This is a genomic window from Corynebacterium sp. MSK073 (genome assembly GCF_030232085.1).
Classification (GTDB): Bacteria; Actinomycetota; Actinomycetes; order Mycobacteriales; family Mycobacteriaceae; genus Corynebacterium.
In genome coordinates this window covers 1-24,705 of sequence record NZ_JASPIY010000006.1, presented here as the reverse complement: position 1 = coordinate 24,705, position 24,705 = coordinate 1, and the positions used below count along the sequence as shown (strand labels likewise).

14 protein-coding genes and 1 pseudogene are annotated in these 24,705 nt (G+C 58.9%); 4 read left to right on the top strand and 11 right to left on the bottom strand.

The window, feature by feature from the left end:
* Positions 1-103: 103 nt before the first annotated feature.
* From QP970_RS05225 to QP970_RS05210, 4 genes and pseudogenes are all read left to right on the top strand, one after another.
* A complete protein-coding gene (locus QP970_RS05225) occupies positions 104-1,045 on the top strand; it encodes an ABC transporter permease (protein WP_239269132.1) in 942 nt (313 codons plus the stop codon).
* Positions 1,046-2,038: an ABC transporter permease gene (locus tag QP970_RS05220; RefSeq protein ID WP_284869757.1), complete on the top strand. Its 993-nt coding sequence runs from the start codon at positions 1,046-1,048 to the stop codon at positions 2,036-2,038.
* Positions 2,035-3,918 (top strand): ABC transporter ATP-binding protein, encoded by a 1,884-nt coding sequence (locus QP970_RS05215; RefSeq protein ID WP_284869756.1) that lies wholly within the window; start codon positions 2,035-2,037, stop codon positions 3,916-3,918. The genes QP970_RS05220 and QP970_RS05215 overlap by 4 nt, the downstream gene beginning before the upstream one ends.
* A 145-nt stretch (positions 3,919-4,063) precedes the next feature.
* A pseudogene (locus QP970_RS05210) lies at positions 4,064-5,769 on the top strand (ABC transporter family substrate-binding protein).
* 539 nt (positions 5,770-6,308) lie between these two features.
* Here the strand turns inward: QP970_RS05210 and tuf are convergent.
* From tuf to pgfA, 11 genes are all read right to left on the bottom strand, one after another.
* On the bottom strand, positions 6,309-7,499 hold the full coding sequence (tuf, locus tag QP970_RS05205) for an elongation factor Tu (protein WP_023025170.1): 1,191 nt from the start codon (positions 7,497-7,499) through the stop codon (positions 6,309-6,311).
* A gap of 390 nt (positions 7,500-7,889) precedes the next feature.
* Entirely contained in the window at positions 7,890-10,019 is a 2,130-nt protein-coding gene (gene fusA, locus QP970_RS05200) for an elongation factor G (protein ID WP_237799365.1), read from the bottom strand.
* Between the two features lie 319 nt (positions 10,020-10,338).
* On the bottom strand, positions 10,339-10,806 hold the full coding sequence (gene rpsG / locus QP970_RS05195; protein ID WP_023025169.1) for a 30S ribosomal protein S7: 468 nt from the start codon (positions 10,804-10,806) through the stop codon (positions 10,339-10,341).
* Positions 10,807-10,812: 6 nt separating this feature from the next.
* Positions 10,813-11,184: a 30S ribosomal protein S12 gene (rpsL, locus tag QP970_RS05190; RefSeq protein ID WP_005276879.1), complete on the bottom strand. Its 372-nt coding sequence runs from the start codon at positions 11,182-11,184 to the stop codon at positions 10,813-10,815.
* 263 nt (positions 11,185-11,447) lie between these two features.
* Positions 11,448-11,999, bottom strand: a complete 552-nt coding sequence (locus QP970_RS05185) for a nucleoside/nucleotide kinase family protein (RefSeq protein WP_239269122.1) — start codon at positions 11,997-11,999, stop codon at positions 11,448-11,450.
* Positions 12,000-12,025: 26 nt separating this feature from the next.
* Complete coding sequence (locus QP970_RS05180) at positions 12,026-12,796, bottom strand: energy-coupling factor transporter transmembrane component T family protein (RefSeq protein ID WP_239269123.1); 771 nt, start codon at positions 12,794-12,796, stop codon at positions 12,026-12,028.
* A complete protein-coding gene (locus tag QP970_RS05175; RefSeq protein WP_239269124.1) occupies positions 12,789-14,216 on the bottom strand; it encodes an ABC transporter ATP-binding protein in 1,428 nt (475 codons plus the stop codon). The genes QP970_RS05180 and QP970_RS05175 overlap by 8 nt, the downstream gene beginning before the upstream one ends.
* 13 nt (positions 14,217-14,229) lie before the next feature.
* A complete protein-coding gene (locus QP970_RS05170; RefSeq protein ID WP_239275505.1) occupies positions 14,230-14,844 on the bottom strand; it encodes an ECF transporter S component in 615 nt (204 codons plus the stop codon).
* 362 nt (positions 14,845-15,206) lie between these two features.
* The gene (locus QP970_RS05165) at positions 15,207-19,202 is read right to left on the bottom strand and encodes a DNA-directed RNA polymerase subunit beta' (RefSeq protein ID WP_239275503.1); all 3,996 of its coding nucleotides are present in this window, start codon (positions 19,200-19,202) and stop codon (positions 15,207-15,209) included.
* Between the two features lie 132 nt (positions 19,203-19,334).
* Entirely contained in the window at positions 19,335-22,829 is a 3,495-nt protein-coding gene (rpoB, locus tag QP970_RS05160) for a DNA-directed RNA polymerase subunit beta (RefSeq protein WP_023016723.1), read from the bottom strand.
* Positions 22,830-23,205: 376 nt separating this feature from the next.
* A complete protein-coding gene (pgfA, locus tag QP970_RS05155; RefSeq protein ID WP_239269126.1) occupies positions 23,206-24,219 on the bottom strand; it encodes a cell envelope lipid trafficking protein PgfA in 1,014 nt (337 codons plus the stop codon).
* Positions 24,220-24,705 lie beyond the last annotated feature (486 nt).

Below are 24,705 nucleotides of genomic sequence, written 5' to 3'. Positions count from 1 at the left end.
ATCGTTGGCTTCATATTTGTTCGCACTGTTTCCTGCTTAACCGCGCACGGAGAATTTCCCAATGACAAAGTAGTTGATCAAAAAGATCTTGGGCTGGTTACTCATGATCTTTTTAGCCACTAACTTGGCTTATTTCTTGGCGGCCTCGTTTTTGGACCCGCGTTCAAACTACACCGAGCGCCGTCCACCACTTTCAGATGAGGAAATCAATAACCTCCTCGAGCCTTATAACCTCAGCCCAGAAACCCCGCTCTTAGAGCGTTGGTGGACCCGGCTGACCAATATCCTCACGAGGTGGGACTGGGGACAATCTCCGGTCGGTGAGATGGTTAACGAAGAGATCAGCTACCGCATCTGGGTATCCGCACAGCTGCTGTTGCTGGCCACCATCCTCTCCATCGTCATCGGTGTGGCCGTTGGTGTGTACACCACCTCCCGCCAGTACAAGACCGGTGACCGCGTGTGGCAGGGAATTTCGATCATTGCGATGAACACCCACGTGGTTGTCGCCTCGATCGCCGTCGTCTGGGCCGCCCTGGAGATCAACGATTTGACCGGCAAGAAGATCTTCTACGTCGTCGGTTCCAAGTCCCTGGGGGTCGAGGGATTCTTCCCCAAGCTCCTGGACTCCGCGCAGCACCTCGTCTTGCCCACGATTTCCCTGGTGATCATCAGCTACGCCAGCTACCACATGACCCAGCGCACGCTGTTGCTCGATAACCTCGATGTGGATTATGTCCGCACCGCACGCGCAAAGGGGCTTACCCGCCAGCAGGCCATCCGCAAGCACGCGCTGCGCACCTCCATTATTCCGGTGGCAACGTCCGTCGCCTTCTCCGTGCCCGGCATTTTCACCGGTGCCGTGATGACGGAGCGTATCTTCGGCTGGAACGGTATGGGCCAGTACTTCATCCAGACCATCAGTAAGAACGACATCAATGGCGCGGTAGCCGTCGCGGCATTCGGTGCCGCGATGACGGCCGTGTCCGCCGTCCTGGCAGACCTCGTTGTTGTCGCCTTGGATCCACGAGTAAGGGTGAGCTAAATGACAAATCCCAAAGAACCAAAGATGTCCAAGAAACAGCCCCGTGGCGAGGTTTCTACGCGCACCGAGGTCGTCTCCGAGGATCCTTTAAGCAATGAGGAGGCCGAGCGCATGGCCACGCTGCCGGAGGTTCCCCGCGGTACTTCCCGGTACAAGCTGTACGTCCGCCGCTTCTTCCGCAACAAGCTGGCTACCGTCGGCGTTTTCATCTTGGGTTTTCTCACCTTCGCCGCCCTTTTTGGCAATTTCTTTGCCCAGTGGGACTACACGGAACCGGACTTCCTCGCCCTGTCTGAGCCACCGAGCTCCGAGCACTGGTTCGGTACCAACGATTCCGGTAATGACCTTTATGCCCAAACCATCCACGGTCTAGGCAGGTCCCTGACCATTGCCATCGTGGTGTCCTTTGCCACGTTGGTCATCTCCGCATTCATCGGCTGTGCCGCAGCCCTGTGGGGCGGAATCGCGGAAAAGGCCGTCCTCGCCGTTATCCACTTCCTGCTGTCCATCCCGACCTTCCTGCTCATCGCCCTCGTGGTGGCAGACTCCGGCGGTGACTGGAAGCTTTTGATGGTCGTCCTTATCGCCTTCGGCTGGATGTACCAGGCCCGTGTGATTTGGTCCTTGGCCCTTACCGTCCGCGAGCAGGACTATGTCCGCGCCGCAAGCTACATGGGCGTATCCAAGATGCGCACCATCATCCGCCACGTCATTCCCAATATTGGTTCGCTGCTTATCATCCAGTTCGTCTTCGGCGTTGTGGGCACCGTGGGCTCTGAGACCGCACTGTCCTTCTTGGGCTTGGGTGTAAAGCTTCCCGATGTCTCCCTCGGTACCTTGCTGCAGGGCGGCACCGCCTCCCTGCAATCCGCCCCATGGCAGTTCTACTTCCCCGCCGCTACCTTGACGCTGCTGACCGTCTCCATGGCATTTATTGGCGATGGTCTGCGCGACGCACTCGATCCCAACTCCAATTCCGGAGGTAAACTATGACTTCGCCTATCTTGTCCGTCAATGACTTACGCGTCAGCTTCCCCTCTGAAGCTGGAACCGTCTCTGCAGTGCGCGGTGTCAGCTTTGACCTGCACCCCGGCCGCACCCTGGGCATCGTCGGCGAATCCGGCTCCGGTAAGTCCGTAACCTCCATGTCCATCATGGGCCTGCTGCCGGAATACGCCAAGGTAGAAGGCTCCGTGAAATTCGATGGCCGCGAGCTCCTTGGGCTTTCTGATAAGGAAATGTCCGGTATCCGAGGCGATGGCATCGGCATGATCTTCCAGGATCCGCTCTCCGCGCTGACTCCAGTCTTCGATATTGGTTCGCAGCTGGTGGAGGCAATCCAGGCACACCAGGACATCGGCAAGAAAGAAGCCCTGAAGCAAGCCACCGAGCTCTTAGATCTGGTGGGCATCCCCGAGCCCCACCTGCGCCTGAAGTCCTTCCCGCACGAGTTTTCCGGCGGTATGCGCCAGCGCGTGGTCATCGCCATTGCGATTGCGAATAACCCGCGCGTACTCATTGCCGATGAGCCGACGACGGCCCTCGACGTCACCATCCAGGCCCAGATCCTGGACGTCATCCGGCTGGCCCAGCGCGAAACCGGCGCCGCCACCATCATGATCACCCACGATATGGGTGTGGTGGCAGAAACCGCCGATGACGTCATGGTCATGTACGCCGGCCAGCCGGTAGAACACGGCGATGTCGATACCATCTTCTCCAACCCGCGCATGCCCTATACCGTGGGCCTGCTTGGTTCCACCCCGCGCCCCGATGCCTCGGCCTCGGAGCCCCTCACCCCCATCGAGGGCAACCCGCCGGTCTTGGTGGATCTAAAGGATCGTTGCCAATTCGCCCCGCGCTGCCCCGTCGCGCAAGAGGCTTGCCTTTCCGGCGAGCCGGAGCTGATTCCGCTCAAGGACGAATCCACCTCCCACCGCAGCGCCTGCCTGCGCGCTCCGGAGATCCACGACCGCAAGATCGACGGTGAGCTGATGTTCAAGCCACCGCTGCTTTCCGATGACGTCTTGGCCGACGTTCCCCGCGAGGATCGCAAGACCACCCTCGCCGTAAATGACCTGCGCAAGCAGTTCCCGCTTACCAAGGGCGCGTTGATTAAGCGCAAGGTGGGCACCGTCAAGGCCGTGGACGGCATCACCTTCGATATCCGCGAAGGCGAGTGCCTGGCCATCGTCGGCGAGTCCGGCTGCGGTAAGACCACCACCCTGCTGGAGATCATGGACTTGGACCCAGAAAACGGTGCCGTGGTCCTCAATGGCAAGGACGCCAATGGCATGAGCGGCTCCGAGCGCCGCGAGGCCCGCAAAGACATCCAGATCGTCTTCCAAGACCCGATGAGCTCACTCAACCCCCGCCTGACCGTGCGCGAGGTCATCGCGGAACCGCTCAACTCGCTTGGCTACGACGGCGATGTCGATGCCCGCGTGAACGAACTCATGGGCCTAGTCGGCCTCGACTCTTCGCAGCTGGACCGCTTCCCTAGCCACTTCTCCGGCGGCCAACGCCAGCGCATCGGTCTGGCCCGCGCCCTGGCCACGCGCCCTTCGGTGCTCGTGCTCGATGAGCCCGTCTCCGCTTTGGACGTATCCATCCAGGCGGGCGTCATTAACCTGCTCGAGGACCCGAAGCGAAAGCTGGGCCTGTCCTATCTCTTCGTTGCCCACGACCTTTCCGTAGTGCGCCACCTTTCGGACCGCGTTGCGGTCATGTACAAGGGCAAGTTTGTTGAGTCCGGTTCAACGGATGAGATTTTCGATAACCCCCAAGACGACTACACCAAGAAGCTTCTGGATGCCATCCCGAATCCAGATCCCAAGGTTGCCCGCGCACGCAGGGAAAAATCCCGGGCCTAGCTCCCAGACCCCCGCACTCTTTCCATAAAGTGATTGCGGACACAAATATAAATATTGTAAAGTATTTCACATAGTTGCAGCAGATGGTCACCTAATCGGCCGTCTATGCCAACTTCGTCTTCATCTCACGCAAGGAGTAATCCCCATGAAAAAGTTCGGTCGCTTCCGCATAGCAACGGTTGCCACTCTCTCCGCCACGGCACTCGCACTCACCGCCTGCTCGGGCTCTGACGGTGGCAACGGCGACGGTTCCTCCAATAAGGCAGTTGGCGGTCTCGAGATCGACGTCAAGCCCACCGGTGACTACAACGAAAAAGAACGCGATGAGATTAAGGATGGCGGTGAGCTCACCCTCGCCCTCGGCGAGCTAACTGAGCAGCAAAACAACTTCCACGCCAACATGACCGTGGATACCGGCACCGTGTGGAGCTGGTACAACCCGCAGATGGCGCTTTATGACGGTGAGGGTCACTACACCCCAAACCCCGCGTACCTGGATTCGGTAGACGAGTCCACTGAGGGCGATAAGACCGTCGTAACCTACGACATCAATGATGACGCAACCTTCAACGATGGCACCCCCATTGACTGGACCGCTTTCGAGAACACCTGGCGCTTCAACAACGGCAAGGACATGGACGTCCAGGTCAACTCCACCGACGGTTACGAGCTCATCGAATCCGTGGAGAAGGGCGAGAATGACAAGGAAGCCGTGGTCACCTTCGAGGGTCCATACCCATGGTGGCAGGGACTTTTCAACGACATCCTGCACCCAGCAATCGATACCGCCGAGAAGTTTGACCAAGAGTACTTGGGCAAGCTCAACCCACAGTACGGCGCGGGCCCATTCAAGGTTGACAACGCCGACTTCCGCGGCGGCACCGTGTCCTTCGTACCTAACGAAAAGTGGTGGGCGATGAGCCGAAGCTGGACAAGGTCAGCTACCGCGTGATGGAGTCCCAGGCAACCATCAACGCTTTCCAGGCCCGCGAAATCGACGCGGCCGGTGTGGGAAGTAAGAATAACCTCACCATCGCCGCAGATATGGGCGATTCCATCGATGTCCGTGCAGCTACCCGCCCGGCCAGCGTCCTGTTCACCTTGAACTCCAAGGCCCCACAGCTGGCTGATAAGGATGTTCGCCACGCAGTATTTGCAGCCATCGACCGCGACCAGCTCGCAGAAATCCGCTACAACGGGCTTGGCTATGAAGAGGAAATGCCGGGATCCCTGACCCTCTACCCAACCCAGGAAGACTACAAGGACAACCTCTCTGAGGTTCTCGAGTACGACGTTGAAGAGGCAAAGAGCCTACTGGAAGACGCCGGCTACTCTGAGGGCGATGACGGCTACTACGCCAAGGACGGCGACAAGCTCTCCCTACGCTACGTGCTTATCGGCGATGACGAGGTCTCCAAGTCCACCGCTGCCGCCGTCCAAAAGATGCTGAAGGACGCGGGCATTGAGCTGAAGATTGAGGAGCGCCCAAGCTCTGACTTCTCCAAAATCACCAGCGAGCGCGACTTCGACCTCCTGCTCTCCGGCTTCGCTGCAAGTGACCCATTCGGCCCAGCATACTTCGGCCAGACTTACGCTAGCGACTCTACCCTCAACAAGTCCTCGACCGGTAGCGAGGAATTCGATAAGAAGATCGAGGAAATGCAGAAGCTGCCAACCCGCGAGGAGCAGATCGAGCGCATCAACGAGCTTGAGTCCGAGGCCTTCGCTGAGTACGGACTGCTTCCATACGCCAACGGTCCAGTGATGGTCGGCCAGAAGAAGGGCCTCGCCAACATGGGTGCCCTCGGCTTCGCCGTCATCCCTAAGGAAAACATCGGCTGGGAGAAGTAGTACCTACCTCCCTTAACGAGTAAAGGCCTTCCACCACCTGCTAGCAGGTGTGGGAGGCCTTCCTTCGTCTCTGAGTGTGTTTGGCCCCGGTATCCCAATCCAGGCCCAACTCAAAGGCAATAGCCTCGCTCCTCCGTGCGTGCGAGCGGGACAGCATCGCGCCGCCGGACCATTAGGCGTTAGCGCAGTCCGTACGCCAGCTTAAGGGCCCCACGACCCCGGAATACCCTTAGAACCATCCTTAAGCGCCTCCTGCCGAAGGGGGCCAGCCAAGCCGTTGGCCCAAGCGCCTAGGAACCTCTGAGATAGCCTCTACCCTGGCATAACCATATCGCTGCCTTCAGGCCTCCAACAGCGATCCTATGCCTCCGGCTGGCTCTACAGTTACCACGGAGTGCAGCAGACAGCCGCTAATGCACCGGCGGCCGGTGGACGAAGACCTTTCCAATTCAAGGCGTGTAGGAATCAAAAAAGTCCGCCACACCGGCATGCGGTGCAGCGGACTCTTAAAGCTCTACTGAGCGGTTACGAAGCCTCGATTAGTCAAGAACCTTGGTAACGCGGCCAGCGCCGACGGTGCGGGAGCCCTCGCGGATAGCGAAGCGCAGGCCCTCGTCCATAGCAACAGGCTGGATGAGCTCAACAGACATCTCAACGTTGTCGCCAGGCATAACCATCTCGGTGCCCTCAGGCAGGTTCACAACACCGGTAACGTCGGTGGTGCGGAAGTAGAACTGAGGACGGTAGTTGTTCATGAACGGGGTGTGGCGGCCGCCCTCGTCCTTCTTCAGGACGTAGACGGAACCCTCGAACTTGGTGTGAGGGGTGTAAGCGCCCGGCTTGATAACAACCTGGCCACGCTCAACGTCTTCGCGCTTGGTACCACGCAGAAGCAGACCACAGTTGTCGCCAGCCTCGGTGTAGTCCATCATCTTGCGGAACATCTCGATACCGGTAACGGTGGTGTTCTGGGACTTCTCCTGGATACCGATGATCTCAACGTCCTCGTTGACGTTCAGACGACCACGCTCAACACGGCCGGTAACAACGGTACCGCGGCCGGTAATGGTGAAGATGTCCTCGATAGGCATCAAGAACGGCTGATCGGTAGCGCGCTCCGGATCAGGGATGGAGTTGTCGCAGGCCTCCATCAGGTCAACGATGGACTGCACCCACTTCTCGTCACCCTCGAGTGCCTTCAGAGCGGAGATGTGAACGATAGGAGCTTCCTCATCGTAGTCCTGCTCTGCGAGCAGCTCGGAGATTTCCATCTCCACGAGCTCGATGATTTCCTCATCGTCAACCATGTCGCACTTGTTCAGTGCAACGAGGATGTAAGGAACGCCAACCTGGCGAGCAAGCAAAACGTGCTCGCGGGTCTGTGGCATCGGGCCATCGGTTGCAGCAACAACCAAGATAGCGCCGTCCATCTGAGCTGCGCCGGTAATCATGTTCTTGATGTAGTCGGCGTGGCCCGGGGCGTCAACGTGTGCGTAGTGACGCTTCGGGGTGGAGTACTCCACGTGGGAGATGTTAATGGTAATACCGCGTTCCTTCTCCTCAGGAGCCTTGTCGATCATGTCGAACGCGAATGCCTGGTTCTCCTCAGGGTACTGGTCAGCCAGAACCTTGGTGATCGCTGCGGTGGTGGTGGTCTTGCCGTGGTCGACGTGTCCGATGGTGCCGATGTTCACATGCGGCTTCGTACGCTCGAACTTCTCCTTTGCCACTGTATGTCCTCCTGGACTATATGGTGGCTACGACCTTCGCAGCCACGTGGTTGACAGTTGTCATTGGCACCTGACCCAATATCTGGGACAAAGCGCTAATGACGCTTTCTTTACGTGCCAGTTACACGATCCTAGATTTATCCCGCGGTTTTTTCAAACCGCCATTATAGGAGGTAACCCCGCGAATCTTCGCGGCCATTTCCCTCAACAAGAGTCTCAAATAAAGGATCCTGGGAGGGTAACGGCCGGCTCAATTCACAACCAATGGTTTTAGCTGCAAACTCAGCCCGCCGCTACCCTGGCCCAGTTGCCACATTTAGCGGTGAGGCTGGCATCTACTGGCAGAGACTACCAGCCCTTAGCCACCGCTGAACGGGCGGGGCGTCGCTATTAGTTAGCGCCGCCGGTGCGCTCTTCGATGATCTCCTGAGCCACGGAGGAAGGAACCTCAGCGTAGGAGTCGAAGACCATGGTGAAGTTAGCGCGACCTGCGGTGGAAGAACGCAGGTCACCGATGTAGCCGAACATTTCAGACAGCGGAACCTTGGCCTTGACAACCTTGGCACCAGAGCGGTCTTCCATGGCGAAGACCTGGCCACGACGGGAGGAGATGTCACCGTTAACGGTACCCATGTACTCCTCAGGGGTAACAACCTCAACGGCCATCATTGGCTCCAGCAGAACCGGCTTTGCCTTGGCCATAGCTTCCTTGAATACCTGGGAGCCAGCCAGCTTGAAGGCCATCTCGGAGGAGTCAACGTCGTGGTAAGCGCCGTCTTCCAGCGTTGCCTTGATGTTGACCATCGGGAAGCCAGCCAGGTAGCCGTACTGCATAGCGTCCTGGATACCAGCATCGACGGAAGGAATGTATTCCTTCGGCACGCGGCCACCGGTAACGGCGTTCTCGAAGGCGTAAGTTGCAGATTCGCCCTCTTCCAAGGTCTCTGGGTCCGGGTTGTACGGCTCGATGGTGCAGATGACCTTTGCGAACTGGCCGGAACCACCGGTCTGCTTCTTGTGGGTGTAGTCGATGGACTCCACCTTGCGGCGAATGGTCTCGCGGTAAGCAACCTGTGGGTTACCGATGTTCGCCTCGACCTTAAACTCGCGCTTCATGCGGTCAACAAGCACGTCGAGGTGGAGCTCGCCCATACCGCCGATGACGGTCTGGCCGGTTTCCTCATCCAGCTCAACGGTGAAGGTTGGATCCTCGGCAGCAAGCTTCTGGATGGCGTTACCCAGCTTCTCCTGGTCGGCCTTGGTCTTTGGCTCGATGGAGACCTTGATAACCGGATCCGGGAAGTCCATGGACTCAAGAATGATCTGGTCATTCTTGTCACACAGGGTGTCACCGGTGGTGGTTTCCTTCAGACCAACAACGGCGTAGATGTTGCCGGCGTCAGCCTGCTCCACCGGGTTCTCCTTGTTGGCGTGCATCTGGAAGAGCTTACCGATGCGCTCCTTCTTGCCCTTGGTGGAGTTCATGACCTCGGTACCAGGGGTGACCTGGCCGGAGTACACGCGCACGAAGTTGAGCTGACCGAAGAACGGGTGAGCTGCAATCTTGAAGGACAGTGCGGAGAAGGAAGACTCAACGGAAGGCTTACGGGTAAGCTGCTGGTCCTCATCGCCCACAGCGTGGCCGATAACCTCGCCCACGTCCAGCGGGTTAGGCAGGAAGTCCACAACAGCATCCAGCAGCGGCTGGACACCCTTGTTGCGGTAAGCGGTACCGCAGTAGACCGGGTAAATCTCGGAGTTGATGGTCAGCTTACGGATGCCGGCCTTCAGCTCGTCGATGGAGAGCTCTTCGCCGCCGAAGTACTTCTCCATGAGTTCTTCATCAGACTCTGCAACGGCCTCAACCAGCTGCTCGCGGTACTGCTCAGCCTTTTCCTTGAGGTCCTCAGGGATCTCCTCGTAGGTTGGCTCAGCGCCGGTCTCGACCTTGCCGCGCCAGGTGATGGCCTGCATGTTCAGCAGGTCAACAACGCCGTCGAAGTCATCCTCAGCGCCGATAGGCAGCTGCATAACGAGCGGCTTGGCACCCAGGCGCTCAACGATGGTGTCAACGGTGTAGTAGAAGTCTGCGCCCAGCTTGTCCATCTTGTTGACGAAACAGATACGCGGAACGTCGTACTTAGCGGCCTGGCGCCACACCTGCTCGGACTGTGGCTCCACACCTTCCTTACCGTCGAAGACGGCGACGGCGCCATCGAGGACACGCAGGGAGCGCTCAACCTCAACGGTGAAGTCAACGTGACCCGGGGTGTCAATGATGTTGATCTGGTTGTTGTTCCAGAAACAGGTCACGGCAGCCGAGGTAATGGTGATGCCGCGTTCCTTTTCCTGTGCCATCCAGTCAGTGGTGGATGCACCGTCGTGGGTCTCGCCCACCTTACGGTTAATACCGGTGTAGAAGAGAATACGCTCGGTGGTGGTCGTCTTACCAGCATCGATGTGGGCCATGATGCCAATGTTGCGGACCTTGTTCAGATCCTTGAGCACTTCTTGTGCCACGTTTATACCCCAACTTAATAGTCGTCGACGCCGTGACCAGAAACCTGGCTAAGACGCCTGCATGGATAAGTTCTTGAAAAGTTTGCCATTGAGTGGCCGTGCTAGGTGCCCAGCGGCTCCTAGACTTCCATCGCTTCAGTGTACTGGACACAAAGCGAATGCGCTGGACTAGGCCAGCTGTGCTGGACTAAATCACACCACGTGCCACCAAAATGGCCTAAGCAAGAGATATGAAGTTTTAATTCGCCGCCGGGAAACCCGGAAATCGGCGCGAAACTCGTTTCTCGTTGCTTAGGCCATTGATGAAGGTGCTTAAAAATTACCAGCGGTAGTGAGCAAAGGCGCGGTTAGCCTCAGCCATCTTGTGGGTATCCTCACGGCGCTTCACGGAAGCACCGAGGCCGTTTGAGGCATCCAGGATCTCGTTGGAGAGACGCTCGATCATGGAGTTCTCGCGACGCTGGCGGGTGAAGGTCACCATCCAGCGCAGTGCCAGGGTGTTGGCACGGTCTGGGCGGACCTCAACCGGCACCTGGTAGGTAGCGCCACCCACACGGCGGGAGCGAACCTCGAGGTCCGGGCGGATGTTGCCCAGGGCCTTTTCCAGGGTGCCAACCGGGTCGGTGCCGGTCTTCTCACGGCAAGCCTCAAGCGCGCCGTAGACGATGCGCTCTGCGGTGGACTTCTTGCCATCCTGGAGGATCTTGTTGACGAGCATGGTTACCTGCTCGGAGTTGTATACCGGGTCCTTTACTACAGGACGCTTCGGAGCAGCATTCTTACGCATTGTTTATTACTGTCCCTTCTTTGCGCCGTAACGGGAACGAGCCTGCTTACGGTCCTTGACGCCCTGGGCATCCAGGGAGCCGCGGATGATCTTGTAACGAACACCTGGAAGGTCCTTCACACGGCCGCCGCGAACGAGGACCATGGAGTGCTCCTGCAGGTTGTGGCCCTCACCTGGGATGTAGGCCGAAACCTCGATGCCGCTGGTAAGGCGCACACGAGCAACCTTACGAAGAGCGGAGTTCGGCTTCTTCGGGGTGGTGGTGTACACGCGGGTGCACACGCCACGACGCTGCGGAGAACCCTTCAGCGCAGCGGTAGAGACCTCTTTGCGCTTGGTCTGGCGGCCCTTGCGGACCAGCTGTTGAATAGTTGGCATTAAACAGTCTTTCTGTCGAATTGCACCACTTCTTAAGAAGGGAACCAAACATGCAAAAATAGGCGCTCTTTCCCGGGGCGCTTCCGCATGTCCAGAACTCTTCCCAAGGCGGGCGCCTTGTTAAGGATCAGACTTTTCACCATGTTCTTTGCGCGCCATATTCACACAGGGCGCGCAGTACATAGTGAACTAGCGCTAAGACTAGCAAAGCCAGCGCCATGAACACAAAACCGGTAGTCCATCCTGCCGGCGGCGCGGAGGGACTACTCCCACTCCCACGTCAGGTCTGGCTCTGCAGCCTTGTCAGAAAAGTAGGATTTTTCCTGTTCTTCCCAAGTGGCAAACCACTTTTCGTAGGCCGGCTCGCGCGCAATCGCGCGCTCATAGCGCTGCTCGCGGGGGCCATCGATGCGCACGGTTACTACTGCGCCGCGCTTTTTCGCGGCCGCAATGTTGTCAGCGGTGACGGAGCCAACGCCCTCGACGATGAGATCATCGCGCACATCGAGGCTGGCCCAGTCACCGGGGCAGTTGGCTTCCCAATCCCAGCGCCAATAGCCGGGATTCATGGTGCGCAAGACTTGCTCGCCCACCATCTCGGAGCCCTTTTCCAGGCCATGCCAGCCGGGATAGAATTCATCGAGGTGAACCACCCGCCAATTGGTACGATCTGCCAAGGCGGCGGAGGTCCAGGTTTTGCCGGAGCCCGAGGGACCATCGATAAGCACCGTGACGGGTTTAAACGCACGCTTTCGTGAGGCTGCTAGCTTAACGATGTCCTCCAAGAGGCGCTCTTGTTCGGCATCAATGTCCATAGTGCTTGAATCACTGCTTTCGCGGATTAAAGGCCAAAGAATCTCCAGGCCCCAGTAAGTACCGAAGTTACCACCGGTACACAAGCAAGGGCGAGGCCGCAGGCCATCACCCACCCATCGTGGGCGTGCAGCCTGGATTCTCGGGCCCAGGTCCGCTCCCCTCCTCCGGGTGGGGTGCGCCCGAAACCGCGTGCTTCCATCGCGGTCGCAAGCTTGCCGCCGCGGCGCAAAGCAATCACCAACAGACCAAAGGACATCGTAAGCAAGTGCTTTAAGCGCCCTTCATCCATGAGCCCGCGGGCCCTGCGCGCCATGCCGAGCGATTGCCAATCGGATTTCAGGAGCGTCATCATCCGCACGCCGGCCACAGCACCAATGACGAAGCGGGAGGGAAGGCGGAGGATCTGCGAGAGGGCATCGCCAAGCTCGGTGGGATCGATATCGCGTGCGAGCACCACCGTTGGTAGTGCGACCGCAAGCACACGCAGCGTGATCGCAATGGCCAAGGTGAGCGAATTTTCCGTCACCGTAATCAGCCACCAGCTGAAGTACTCCTCTCCCCCGGGCGCGCCATAGAGCAGCATGGAAATGCCCGATAGCGGGGCGATAAGGAATAAGAACCAACCGGCCTTCCACAAGCGCACCCAGGAGACGCCACATAACGGCGCCAAGATGAGTGTCAGGCTTAGCGATATCGCCGCCGATACCCAGTCGATGGAGGCAAGCAGCGGCGTAACCCAGACGAACATCAAGAAGATGCGGGTTAGCGGGTTGACGTTGCGCAAGAGATTAGGCACCGTGCACCTCCACCTGGTGGTCACCCAAGGCTTCTATAAACAGCGGGTCATGGGTAATGGAGGCAATGGTGGTGCCGTCATCGGCCAATTGGCGCAACAAGCCCACCAATTCCACGAAGGTGCCGGGATCCTGGCCAAAGGTCGGCTCGTCCAAGAGCAGCACCTCCGGCGCGGTCACCAGAGCCGTTGCTACCGAAAGCCGGCGCTTTTCGCCGCCGGATAGCGTAAACGGATTGGCCTTGAGCAAGTGCCCCAAGCGCAGCGATTCCAACAACTGGGCGATGCGTTCCTCTGGGGGATCAACGCGCATGACCTTGGGCGCGACCCGCAATTCCTCTTCCACGCTGCGGGAGACAAATTGGTGTTCCGGATTTTGGAAGACGAAACCAATGCGGTCCGCCAATTCGCGGGATTTCCACCGGGAAGGTGGGCCCTTCACGCCGCGGCGGATGAAGTCAGCGACCCCGATTTCCCCGGACTCGGCCGGAAGTAGCCCCGCCATAGTCATCAGCCACGTGGATTTTCCCACGCCATTGCGGCCGGTAATGACGGTCGACGCCCCCGCCGGCAGGGAGATGGACCGCGGTGGCCCATAGCGGGTTACCAAGTCCGTGCTCCACAGCGCCGCGTTGGACTCATCGAGGGCATCGCTTGCCAACGACCGCGCCTGCGGGAGGCCGGTGACCTGGCGCTTGCGGGCGGCATCGGCAAAGGGGGCATCGGAAATAATGCGCCCATCCTTCAGCTCTACCGCGCGGTCCAGCACGCTTTCCCACGCCGCATGCTGATGCTCGACCACCACCAAGGTGGCACCCGTGTGCTCTACCAGCTTGCCGACGGCCCGCACCACGTCCTGCGCCCCTTCCGGATCCAGGTTGGCGGTGGGCTCGTCCAATAGGACCACGCCCGCGCCCATGGCGATGACCCCGGCAAGCGCCAGGCGTTGCTTCTGCCCGCCGGAGAGGTGCTCGGTGGGAAAATCCAGGTCCACATATGGGCCAACCAACTCTTGGGCTTGGCGCACCCTGCGCCAGATCTCCTCGCGCGGATAAGCTAGGTTCTCGCAGCCGAAGGCGATATCATCGCCCACGCGCGCGGAGATAACCTGGGAATCCGGATCCTGCAGGACCAACCCCACCGGAATGGTCCGGCCCGGTTCTTCGACCGTGCCCGCAGAGTCCTCCAAGGTGATGGTGCCGGTTCGCGTACCTTCTTCATCAGAGCCCAAGACGCCGGCGATCGCCGCCAAAAGCGTGGACTTTCCGGAGCCGGAATCCCCGCACAGCAAGACCTTCTCACCGGGTTCGATGACAAGGTCTATGTCCTGCAGCGCCGGTTGGGAGCGCCCAGCGTGAGTCCAGCCGTAGCCGCGAGCCGATATTTTTGTGGCGTTTCCTGCTAAGCGTGAAAAATCAGTCACAGCGGTCTAAGCCCTAAGCGCGCTGTTCGCGGCCTACTGCAAAGCGGTCAAGGGCACCGGTCTTTGCCAATGCCTTCACCACATAGAAGCCCAGGGCGCCGGCCAAGATGGCACCGGAGATGGTCAGGGTGACCAAGTAGATAATATTGAACTCGAAGGACTTCGCGAGGTTACCGGAGGTAAACAGCTCCAGGACGAAAGCGCCCCAGCCTGCTGCCATACCGGCCAGGATGGTCACCCCAAGGTTGAACTGGCGGTACATGAAGATGGCGAAGATGATCTCCACACCGATACCCTGTGCCAGGCCCGAGTACAGGGTGCTAATGCCCCACTGCGAGCCCAAATCGGCTGACACCGTGGCGGCAAGGACCTCCACGTAGACTGCCGCACCCGGCTTGCGGATGACCAATCCACCCAGGATGCCGCCTAACAGCCAAATGCCCGTGGCCAAACCGCCAAGGCCCGGCGTAAGCGCATCCATGGCCTCATACCAGGCATAGCCCACGGCATTCCAGCCCAAGAATACGAAGCCACAGGCAACACCCAAGACGGATGCCACCACGATGTCCACCACGCGCCAATTCAAGTTGCGCTTTGGCGCTGCGGACGCAGCTGCATTAGTAGTCATTATTTCCTCCCTCTCGCCGGAATTACCCGGATCAGGTTCAACGGTTCACCGCGTTATATCGCAGTATCTCAGCCTTCATTTCTGTGCCGGGGCGACCTGTGCGTCCGCGGGCCCACAGATTCTGAAAGCTCCCGTGTAATGGTTTAAATCAAGTAGTCTAAGGCCCACATTTTACTTATCTGGGCCACAGGCTTTACTCATACTAGCAGGCACGCATACGGGTCCCCGTAACCGATTCGGCGGCCGAATCAGGCATGCGCAACCGTGACAACAACCCCAACAACAAGAGCCCCCGCTTACCGTATGCACGGAAGCGGGGGCTCTAATTGAACGCGGTGCCGAGGGACACGAGCGCCTAGGACTTAGAAGGTGAAATCCTCATCCAGCGGAACGGAGGCGCCGGTGAATTCACCGAAGCCATCATCGCCGTAGATGGAATCGCCGTAAGTCGGAATCGAGTATGCGGCGTTGCGCGCAGCCTCGGTCGGCTTGACGGAGATATTGCGGTAACGGGAGATACCAGTGCCGGCCGGGATCAGCTTACCGATGATGACGTTCTCCTTGAGGCCGATAAGCTTATCGGAGCGCTTGTTAATAGCGGCATCGGTAAGCACACGCGTGGTCTCCTGGAACGAAGCAGCGGACAGCCAGGACTCGGTAGCCAAGGAGGCCTTGGTAATACCCATGATCTCCGAGCGCAGCTGCGCCGGCTCGCCGCCTTCTGCAACCTGTGCAGCGTTCATCTGCTTGGCCTCAGAAAGGTCGATCAGGTTGCCCGGCAGCAGCTCCGTGGTACCGGCGTCGATGACGGTACCGCGGCGCAGCATCTGGCGGATGATGATCTCGATGTGCTTGTCGTGGATGGCCACACCCTGGGTGCGGTACACGGCCTGCACCTCGTTGATGAGGTGCTGCTCCACGCCACGACGGCCCAGAACCTCGAGCACGTCGTGCGGGTCAGCCGCACCACGCATCAAGCGGTCACCGGTCTCAACGTGGTCGCCGTCCTTCAAGGAACGCTCGATCATCGCATCCGGGTTGGACTCCATCGGGCGACGCACCTGGGCCAAGCCCTGGCGCTTGGAGAGCTTCTCGTAGATCACGTCATCAGAACCATCATCCGGGGTGATGGTCATGGTCCAGAAGTTGCCCTCATCAGACAGGGACACGGTGCCGTCCACGGAAGCAATTGGTGCGCGGTTCTTCGGGTTACGGGCCTCGAACAGCTCCTGCACACGCGGCAGACCACCGGTAATGTCGCCACCAACACCACCCTGGTGGAAGGTACGCATGGTCAGCTGGGTACCAGGCTCACCAATGGACTGTGCAGCCACGATGCCGACGGCCTCGCCGATGTCGACCAACTGACCGGATGCCATGGACTTGCCGTAGCACTTAGCACAGACACCGGCCGGGGTCTGGCAGGTCAGCACGGAGCGGACCTTGACGTCGGTGACCTTGGCATCGAGAAGCTTCTGCGTAAGCTCCTCGGTCAAGTCTGCACCAGCCTCTGCAACGACCTCGCCGCTTTCGTCCTTGACGTCGGTGGCAAGCACGCGACCGGAAGCGGAGGTCTCCCACAGCTCGGAGAGGACGACCTTGTCGCCGGAGACCTCGCCGATAGGAACGCGCACGCCCTGGCGGGTGCCACAGTCCTCTTCGCGGACGATAACGTCCTGAGCAACGTCCACCAGACGGCGGGTGAGGTAACCCGAGTCAGCGGTACGCAGCGCGGTATCGGCCAGACCCTTACGGGAACCGTGGGAGTTGTTGAAGTACTCCAGCACGGACAGGCCTTCACGGAAGGAGGTCTTAATCGGACGGGTGATGTAATCACCGTGCGAGTTCACAACCATGCCCTTCATACCGGCCAGCGTCCAGATCTGACGCATGTTACCGGCAGCACCCGACTTCACAATCATTGGAATTGGGTTGTAATCCGGGTAGATGCTCTCAACGGCCTCACCGACGGTGTCGGTAGCGTCCTTCCACAGCTCCACCAGGCGGTCATAACGCTCGCGCTCCGTAAGCGCACCCTGCTCCCAGTACTTACGCTCGATGCGCTCTGCTTCCTTCTCATAAGACTCGAGGATCTCGGTCTTATTCGGCAGCACCAGCACGTCAGACATCGTAATGGTCACACCGGAGCGGGTTGCCCAGTAGAAGCCGGCGTCCTTCATGTTGTCCAGAACCTGAGCCACGGTGATCATTGGGTACTTGGTGGCCAAGTCATTGACCACGTCACCAATGAGTACCTTGCCGTCGGTGCCGCCGCCCTTGCGGACCATGATGCCCTCAAGGTACGGGTAGTTCCACGGCAGCAGCTCGTTGAACATGATGCGGCCGATGGTGGTGTAACCCAACCATGCCTGGCCCTTGGACCAGCCATCGGGGAAGAGTTCTGCCTCAATATCCTCTGGCGGGCGCAGGTGATCGATGCGGACCTTGATAGGTGCCTGCAGGCCAACCGTGCCGCGGTCGTAGGCCATGAGGGCCTCGGCGTAGGAGGAGTACACGCCGGTTGCCGGGTAGTCCTCGCCAGCCTCGCGGTAGCGACCGTTGCCGCCGATCTCATCCTCTGCCTTGTCCATGGTGAGGTAGTACAGGCCAGTCACCATGTCCAGACGTGGCATAGCCAGTGGCTTACCGGATGCCGGGGACAAAATGTTGTTGGAAGCCAGCATCAGCACGCGAGCCTCTGCCTGTGCCTCGGCGGATAGCGGCAGGTGGACTGCCATCTGGTCACCGTCGAAGTCGGCGTTGAAGGCCTCACAGGCCAGCGGGTGCAGCTGGATAGCCTTACCCTCAACCAGCTTAGGCTCGAAGGCCTGAATACCCAGGCGGTGCAGCGTAGGCGCACGGTTGAGCATCACTGGGTGCTCAGAAATGGCCTGCTCCAGCACGTCCCAGACCTCTGGGCGCTGGCGCTCCACCATGCGCTTTGCAGACTTGATGTTCTGGGCGTAGTCATTTTCAACCAAGCGCTTCATGACGAAAGGCTTGAACAGCTCGAGTGCCATCAGCTTCGGCAGACCACACTCGTGCAGCTTCAGCTGCGGGCCGACGATAATAACGGAACGGCCGGAGTAGTCCACGCGCTTACCCAGCAGGTTCTGGCGGAAACGACCCTGCTTGCCCTTGAGCAAGTCAGACAGAGACTTCAACGGGCGGTTGCCCGGGCCGGTAACCGGACGGCCACGGCGGCCGTTATCGAAGAGCGCGTCCACAGACTCCTGCAGCATGCGCTTCTCGTTATTCACGATGATCTCTGGTGCACCCAGGTCGATCATGCGCTTCAGGCGGTTATTGCGGTTGATAACGCGGCGGTACAGGTCATTCAGGTCCGAGGTGGCGAAGCGGCCACCGTCCAGCTGCACCATCGGGCGCAGCTCAGGCGGGATAACCGGAATAGCGTCCAGCACCATGCCTGCCGGGTCGTTGCCGGAGTTCAGGAATGCGGCAACAACCTTGAGGCGCTTAAGCGCGCGCATCTTCTTCTGGCCCTTGCCGTTGTTGATGATCTCGCGCAGCTCCTCGGCCTCTGCCTCGAGGTCGAAGTTGCGGACCAAGGTCTGGATGGCTTCTGCACCCATGCCGCCGGTGAAGTAATCCTCGTAGCGGTCAACCAGCTCTTCGTAGATGGTCTCATCGATGACCATCTGCTTCGGAGCAAGCTTCAGGAAGGTGTTCCAGATTTCATCCAGGCGTGCGACTTCGCGCTCGCCGCGCTCGCGGATGTGCTGCATTTCCTTATCGGCAGCGTTTTGTACCTTCTTGCGGGCATCGGCACGCGCACCGGCTGCCTCCAGCTCTGCCAAGTCGGACTCGAGCTTGGAAGCGCGCTCTGCGATCTCGGACTCGGTATCGTCCTCAACGTCCTTCTTCTCCAGCAGCATTTCAGCTTCCAGAGTGGACTGATCGTTGTGGCGAGCCTCTTCATCAACGGAGGTGATGATGTTGGCAGCGAAGTAGATGATGCGCTCAAGGTCCTTCGGAGCCAGGTCCAGCAGGTAGCCCAAGCGGGAAGGAACGCCCTTGAAGTACCAGATGTGGGTTACCGGAGCAGCCAGTTCGATGTGGCCCATGCGCTCACGGCGCACCTTGGACTTGGTGACCTCAACGCCGCAACGCTCACAGATGATGCCCTTGTAACGCACGCGCTTGTACTTACCGCAAGCACACTCCCAGTCACGGGTAGGTCCGAAAATGCGCTCGCAGAACAGGCCGTCCTTTTCCGGCTTCAGCGTGCGGTAGTTAATGGTCTCGGGCTTTTTAACCTCGCCCTTAGACCAGCGACGGATATCGTCAGCAGTGGCCAGACCGATGCGGAGCTCGTCGAAGAGATTTACGTCAAACACGTAATGTCTCCCTTTCATCCTCGTAATGTGAGGAATTGATGGCTTTTAATGAATTAATCTTTATTGCCCGCCCGCGGCGGCCCCGGTGCTATACACCGGAACCGTGCATTCCGCAGTGGACCGAGAATCTATTTAGGCGATGTCAGCGGAAGAACCCTCATCGCGGGACAAGTTAATGCCAAGCGATGGGCTATCCATGTCATCGTCATCAGAGCCAGACAGCTCCATCGGGGTGCCGTCGGTGGAAAGAACCTCCACGTTCAAGCACAGGGACTGCAGCTCCTTGAGCAACACCTTGAAGGACTCAGGGATGCCCGGATCTGGAATATTATCGCCCTTCACGATGGCCTCGTAGACCTTCACGCGGCCTACCACGTCATCGGACTTGATGGTAAGCAGCTCCTGCAGGGTGTAGGCAGCGCCATAAGCCTGCATTGCCCACACCTCCATCTCGCCGAAGCGCTGGCCACCGAACTGAGCCTTACCACCCAGTGGCTGCTGGGTAATCATGGAGTAAGGACCAGTGGAACGGGCGTGAATCTTCTCATCGACCAAGTGGTGCAGCTTGAGCATGTACATGTAGCCCACGGAGATGGGGTACTTGTACGGCTCGCCCGAGCGGCCATCGAAAAGCGTGGCCTTGCCGTGCTCGTTGACCAAGACGTCACCGTCGCGGTTCGGGCGGGACGATGCCAACAGTCGCTCGATCTCGTGGTTGGTAGCACCATCGAAAACCGGGGTCGCGGTCAAGGAGTCCGCTGGGACATCGTAAAGCTCTTCCGGCAAGGTCTTGAGCAGCTCGGCGTTAGCCGGATCCTCGGTGTCGACCTTCCAACCAGCGTGAGCCAACCAGCCCAAGTGCAGCTCAAGCACCTGACCGATGTTCATACGACGCGGCACACCGTGGGTGTTCAGCAGGATATCCACCGGGGTGCCGTCCTCCATGAACGGCATATCCTCTGGCGGCAGAATCTTGCCCACAACACCCTTGTTGCCGTGGCGGCCGGCCATCTTATCGCCGTCCTGAATCTTGCGCTTTTGTGCAACGTAGACGCGGATCATCTCGTTGACACCAGGTGCCAGGTCGTCATCATCATCGCGGGAGAAGCGAGCAACGCCAATGACTTTGCCCACCTCACCGTGCGGAACCTTCATGGAGGTATCGCGCACCTCGCGGGCCTTCTCACCGAAGATGGCGCGCAGCAGGCGCTCTTCCGGAGTCAGCTCGGTCTCACCCTTCGGGGTGACCTTACCCACCAGGATATCGCCGGCACGAACGTCAGCACCGATGCGGATGATGCCGCGCTCATCGAGGTCGCTCAAGACGTCCTCGGAGACGTTTGGAATCTCGCGGGTGATTTCCTCGGCGCCCAGCTTGGTGTCACGAGCATCGATCTCGTGCTCCTCGATGTGGACGGAGGTCAGGATGTCCTCTTCCACGATGCGCTGGTTGAGGATGATGGCGTCCTCGTAGTTGTGGCCTTCCCACGGCATGAACGCAACCAGCAGGTTACGGCCAAGCGACATCTCACCGTTGTGTGTACCTGGGCCATCGGCCAAAACCTGGCCAGCCTCTACGCGCTGACCCATGGACACCAGCGGGGTCTGGTTGTAGTTGGTGCCCTGGTTGGTGCGCTCGAACTTGCGCAGGATGTAGGTATCGCGCTGGCCCTCATCGTCCATGATGGTGATGACGTCAGCGGTGACGTTTTCCACCACACCGGCCTTAGGCGTAATGACGACGTCGCCAGCGTCATATGCGGCGCGCTGTTCCATACCGGTACCCACCAGTGGGGCCTCGGAACGAACCAGCGGAACCGCCTGCTTCTGCATGTTCGCACCCATCAAGGCACGGTTAGCATCGTCGTGCTCCAAGAACGGAATCATGGCGGTACCAACGGAGACCATCTGGCGCGGGGAAACGTCAACGTAGTCCACACCGGAGGCATCGGTCACTCCGATGTCACCCTCCTTCAGGCGGACCTCGATGCGCTCACCGATCAGGCGGCCTTCCTCGTCCTGCTCGACCTCAGCCTGAGCAATGGCGAAGCGGTCCTCCTCATCAGCGGTGAGGTACTCAACCTGATCCGTAACCTTGCCGTCAACGACCTTGCGGTACGGGGTCTCGATGAAGCCGAACGGGTTCACGCGGGCGTAGGATGCCAGCGCACCAATCAGGCCAATGTTCGGGCCCTCAGGGGTCTCAATCGGGCACATGCGGCCGTAGTGCGAGGCGTGCACGTCTCGCACCTCAATGCCGGCGCGCTCACGGGACAGACCGCCTGGGCCCAGCGCGGACAGGCGGCGCTTGTGGGTCAGGCCGGACAGGGAGTTGTTGTGGTCCATGAACTGCGAGAGCTGCGAGGTACCAAAGAACTCGCGGATAGCAGCAGAAACCGGACGCACGTTAATCAGGGACGTCGGCGTGATGGACTCTGCGTCCTGGGTGGTCATGCGCTCGCGCACAACGCGCTCCATGCGGGACAGGCCCACGCGGACCTGGTTCTGGATGAGCTCACCCACGGTGCGCAGACGACGGTTACCAAAGTGGTCGATGTCGTCGGTGTTCAGCGAGATCATCTCACCGTTGGGTGCCTTCATCTCACGCTCGCCAACGTGCAGGCGTACCAGGTACTCCAGGGTGACGGCGATGTCTTCTTCAGTCAGGGTCATCAGACCGTCGTGGTCGCCGCCAAGACCCAGCTTGCGGTTGGCCTTGTAGCGGCCAACCTTGGCAAGGTCATAGCGCTTAGCGCGGAAGAAGGAGTTATCCAACAAGGACTGCGCCAGCTCACGGGTAGGCTGCTCGCCCGGGCGCTGCTTGCGGTAGATCTCCAACAGTGCTTCATCGGTATTGGAAACGCCGTCAGATTCCAGGGTGGACATCATGAGTTCAGAGAAGCTGAAGCGCTCCCTGATCTGCTCCTCGGACCAACCCAGCGCCTTCAACAGGACGGTCACCGGCTGGCGGCGCTTACGGTCAATGCGCACGCCGACGGTATCGCGCTTGTCCACGTCGAACTCCAGCCAAGCACCGCGGGAAGGAATAATCTTCACGGAGTGCAGCGGGCGTTCGGTGGACTTATCGATGGAACGATCGAAGTACACGCCTGGGGAACGCACCAGCTGGGAGACGATGACACGCTCGGTACCGTTCACGATGAAGGTACCCATATCCGTCATGATCGGGAAGTCGCCGATGAAGACGGTCTGCGACTTAATCTCTTGGGTGTCGTTATTAATGAACTCTGCGGTCACGTACAGCGGCGCGGAGTAGTTGATGTCCTTTTCTTTACACTCGTCGACGGTGTTTTTCACCGGCTCGAAGCGAGGCTCCGACAAGGACAGGGACATATTGCCCGAGTAGTCCTGAATCGGCGAGAGCTCTTCGAGGATATCCTCGAGACCACTCGTCACGCGTGCGTTATCGCCGCGCTCAGCCTGCTCACGCTCGCGCCATTCCGGCGAGCCGACGAGCCAAGCAAAGGAATCGAGTTGTACGTCAAGGAGGCCCGGCAGGGCGATAGGCTCGCTAATTTTTGCAAACGAGTATCGCTTCGGGGCTCCGGGGATATTGGCCACTGACTTGGTCTGGCGGGAGACTGCCAAGATGGGTCCTTCCAGCACCTCACGCGGATTGCTACTCGCCCTGGCCGACGAGCAGCAAAACCGCTGGTAATTTTAGCATTCGGTCTGCTGTGGAGTGTCTGGGTTCAGAATGCACAAAATCACCTTGTCAAGTCGGTTTTGCCATCACCAACCCGAAAGGCTAAATGTGCACCGAAGATCCAGATTCCAGCGCAACGAATTAGTGTATAGGAAAAACTCAAGTATGTAAAGACACACCACTCTTAAGGCTTTTTTCATTCCGCGTTCGGGGGCAAGCTCTCGCTCGCCGCTGCGCCAACGCGGCAATAATGTTGCGCCAGATCTAGCGGGGCAACCACAAGCACCGTACCACTAAAAACTCATTCCACCGCAACCCGAACCGCGCTTAATACTCTTATCTGGCACTTTCGCTAGTAATTTCGCTGGCGCTTTTCTTTCCGCGTCGGCGCACATGCTTGTTTTTATGGTCGTAAATTCCCAGCGCCCCAATGACTCCAATAAAGGTGAACACGATACCGATACCCAGTGCCGCCCACCGCGCAATCTCCGCCACGCGGTTACGTGGGAACGATTTCGCTTCATCGAGTAGCGCCGCGCGGGACTTCTCTGAGGTGGAACCATTAAAGACGAATGCTTGCTCGCGGCCTACGCCCTCTCGGTCCGCGTAGTAGTCATCGATATCCATGTCCATGCCCACCACCAGGCCGGTAGCTTGGTCGACGTAGAAATCCGTACTGCCCGAGTGCATCAAATAACCAGGTTCGTGTCCCCCATCTTCCTTGGGGAAAGAGGTGGTATTGCCATCGGCGGCATAAAGCTGCGCTACGTTTGTTGGCTCGATTTCCTGGTGATACCGATACACCGTACGGCCATCTATTTCAGTTTCCTCTTCAAAGACCGCGTCCACTGCCTTGCGCAAGGTGGGGTCAAAGACTGGGTAATTCGTCTTTTCCACATCCGCCGGGAATTTTAGCCAGTACCCATCGACAGCAACCTTCTCCTCAGGGCTGGCCAAGGTATGGCTCAGGCTGGCCTCTGCCTTTGCCTCACCGCTCAGGCGGTCAATGGGATAGGTCCACACCTGCGCCTGGCTTAAATCATCGAGTCCTTGGCCATCGTCGCGCAGGCGCGTCTCCCCTATGCGCAGCGTCGCAGTATCTTCATCCGAAGGCTCTTGGATGCCCGCATTGATCTGGTAGGTCATCGGCCCGGAATAAGGCGACGTTCCATCCTTATTGACCACTTGGGAATCCGCGAACTCATCCTTAAGAGTCCACGTGGTGTTTTTGAGTTCCAACGGCAGCCGCGGCGAGAAATCCAAAAACGCCGGCGCCGCTACTCCGGCGGCCACCAGCGCAACGCCGAGGCCGAGCAGGAGGACGGAGAAGATGCGGGACTTGGGCAGCATGGTGGCTTATCCTACCGACTCGTTTGTTCAAAACACACTTCCTGAAACGAGATATAGAACTTTTGTAGGATACCCGGACCCAAAGTGCTCATGTAGATTCTAATTACCTCAAGTAATGCACATCACACTACCGGGAGATTTTACCTTGCATCACACAGAAGTAGCACCGCGTCTCAGCGCTCAGATAGCACGGGAGATTCTAAACCAGACAGAACACCCCACACCACGACCCAATCACAAGCTGGACGCCTTTGTTAATGATTACAAAATCAAGGCAGCAAATCACGACGTAAAAAAGGACTTTTAGCTAGCCCCTGTGGATGCAAGCCCCTCAAGCATGCATCCACAGGACCCCGCCATTTATCTATGACGATCCTTATAGACAAAAATATCACCATAAGACTTCAAGTGACGCGGGCTTGTTTTAGGGACCGGTAAGGCGGTACCAGGTACCGGGGTGGCGGTAGCCGCCCGGTAGCCGGTTTT